The sequence below is a fragment of the Flavobacterium macacae genome (assembly GCF_003865365.1).
GTDB lineage: Bacteria > Bacteroidota > Bacteroidia > Flavobacteriales > Flavobacteriaceae > Flavobacterium > Flavobacterium macacae.
Map to the genome: position 1 here is coordinate 1 of NZ_RQVR01000040.1, position 3,053 is coordinate 3,053.

The following is a 3,053-nucleotide window of genomic DNA, read 5'->3' on the forward strand; positions in this document are numbered from 1 at the left end:
ATTGGTTGGAAGTGTTTCCACAAATGTTGGAGCCGTCGTGTCTTGAACAGTTATTGTTTGGACGTGGGTTGCAGTCAGCCCGCAAAGGTCTGTCGCGGTCCATGTTCTTGTCAAGGTATAGCTTCCAGCGCATGTTCCTGGCGCAGATGTTTCAGAATAAGCAACTGTCGCAGTTCCGCAGTTGTCTGTCGCAGTCAAAATAGGAGCGGTCGGAACCGCTGAGCATTCTACCGTAATATTCGCTGGAAGTGCTTCCATAAATGTCGGAGCCGTCGTGTCCTGAACCGTTACAGTCTGGATATGAGTCGCAGTCAGCCCGCAAAGGTCTGTCGCCGTCCATATTCTCGTCAGGATATAATTTCCTGCACAGGTTCCTGGCGCAGTGGTTTCAGAATAAGCAACTGTCGCAGTTCCGCAGTTGTCTGTCGCAGTCAATGTCGGGGCGGTTGGAACCGCAGAGCATTCTGCCGTGATATTCGCTGGAAGTGCTTCCAAAAATGTCGGAGCTGTCGTGTCCTGAACAGTGATTGTCTGAACGTGAGTCGCAGTCAGCCCGCAAAGGTCTGTTGCCGTCCATGTTCTTGTCAGGATATAATTTCCTGCACAGGTTCCTGGCGCAGTCGTTTCAGAATAGGCAACCGAAGCAGTTCCGCAGTTGTCGGTAGCAGTCAAGGTCGGGGCAGTCGGAACCGTCGAGCATTCTACCGTGATATCTGCTGGAAGTGTTTCCACGAAAGTCGGAGCCGTCGTGTCTTGAACGGTAATTGTCTGGATATGAGTCGCAGTCAGCCCGCAAAGGTCTGTCGCTGTCCATGTTCTTGTCAGGATGTAATTTCCGGCGCAGGTTCCCGGCGCAGTCGTTTCAGAATAAGCAACTGTCGCAGTTCCGCAGTTGTCTGTAGCAGTCAAAATAGGGGCGGTCGGAACCGCAGAGCATTCTGCCGTTACATTCGCTGGAAGTGCTTCCACAAAAGTCGGAGCCGTGGTGTCTTGAACCGTTACTGTCTGAAGGTGAATCGTTGTGTTTCCAGAAGCATCAGTTGCAGTCCAAGTATTAGTTATAGTATAATTTTCTGGGCAGTTTCCGTTGGTTGTCGATGTAGTAAACGTTACAGTAGCGCTTCCGCAAGTGTCAGTCGCAGTCAATGTTGGCGCAGTTGGAACCGCATTACATTCAACCGTAACATTTGCTGGCGGTGTTTCAACAAACATTGGCGCAGTTGTATCTACTATATTTATGGTAACCGTTGCTTTGTCACAAACGTTTGGAGATAGAGCACTACATATTTGGTAAGTAATAGTATAAGTACCTGCGGCGATACCGCTTGAAATATTTACATTACCAGTTGAGCTAAAGTTTATGTAAGAATTAGTTCCTGATAATACAGTCAAATTTACTTGGCTAGAAGCATTCGTGTTAACGAAAGTCGAACCATAAGTATCGTTAGCTAAAATATTTCCTGCTACACCATTTACATTACAAGCAATTGCATTAAAAATGTCATTTACGGCATTAATCAATGGTGTATTTGTACAATCTAAACATCCAGGAGAAGGAGTACAAGTGGTACAAGGAGTAGGGTCGGAAGATTCATCTGTAGCTGGTGTTCCTGAAGGAGTCGTGCCCGTAGCAAGTGCCAAGTTATTTACTTGTCCTGCAGTAATATCTGCTTGAGTAATTGTGTGAACAGCAGTAAATGTTGTTGAATCTGTGGCCCCCACAACAAGAGTTGCAATTGGTCCGCCTGAAACTACAGCATTATTATCGGTCACAGTCACATTCGTTAAAGTAACGTTTCCTGTGTTTGTGATCACAAATGCATATGTAACAGTATCTCCAGCATTTGTAATTCCATCACCGTTATTGTCCACGTAAGTCCCATCCTTAGTTATTTTGATACTTGGATTTGAAGGAAGCTCAGTAGAAGTACAATCAGGACATCCAACAACTGGCTCACAAGTAGCACATGGAGTAGGGTCAGATGAAGTATCTGAAACTGGAGGACCAGCAGGTGGTGTTCCTGTTGCAATTGCAAGGTTGTTTACTTGTCCCGCATCGATATCAGTCTGTGTAACTGTATAAGTTGCTGTGAATGTTGTTGAATCTGATGCTCCAGCAGCTAAAGTAGCAATTGGCCCACCGATAACGGTTACAAGCGGATCAGTTACCGTAATATTTGTAAGAGCAATCGTTCCATTGTTAATTACTGTAAATGTATAATTAATGATATCTCCAACCGATACTCCAACCGGAAGACTAGAATCAACATAAGTTCCTTCTTTCAATAATTTGATGGAAGGAGTATATACAGGAATCGTCACTACCGCCGTATCGCAATTCGTCGGGTTTAATTTTTCGCAGATCTGGTAGGTGATGGTGTAGTTTCCGGCTGGAGTTCCCGCAGGAATTACCACGTTTCCGGTTGCAAGGTCGATTGTAGGAACCATGGCTCCGGCCGTGTTTGGCGTTGCAGGAGCGGTTACCGAAAGATTTACGTTAGAAATCAAGACCTGGGCACCGTTTAATGTGTCGATTCCGCTTCCGTTATTAGCGAAGATGTTTCCTGCGTTACTGTTTCCGCTCGCGCCATTATTTGAAGAAATGTTGTCGTCAACAGCATTTATCGCTGCTGCATAAACTGTCACTTTTACTACAGTAACATCACAGTTATTTGGATTTAATTTTTCACATATTTGATAAGTAATAGTGTATATATCAGCTGGAGTTCCCGCTGGAACAACAACTAATCCTGTTGTGATATCAATGTATGGTATTGGTGCGTTGTTGATAGCTGTAGCAGGAGTTACAACTGTAAGATTTACTTGAGAAAGTAAAACAGGAACTCCGTTTAAAGTATCAGGACCACCTCCATTATTTACAAAAATATTACCTCCATTTGTAGTTCCTACATATCCATTTACAGGAAACATAATGTCTGGATTAGCATCGATCACCGATGCTGATACAGGAATCGTAACTATTGCCGTATCGCAATTATCCGTTGCCGTTAAAACTACTGCAGTTGGTACCGCAGAACATTCAACCGTTACAT

The 3,053-nt window shown here is 44.5% G+C and carries 1 protein-coding gene; it reads right to left on the minus strand.

The features are described 5' to 3' along the window. Positions 1 to 2,931, minus strand: a 2,931-nt coding sequence (locus tag EG849_RS15375; RefSeq protein ID WP_449404086.1) for a DUF7507 domain-containing protein, incomplete at its 3' end; no start/stop codon positions are given. Positions 2,932 to 3,053 lie beyond the last annotated feature (122 nt).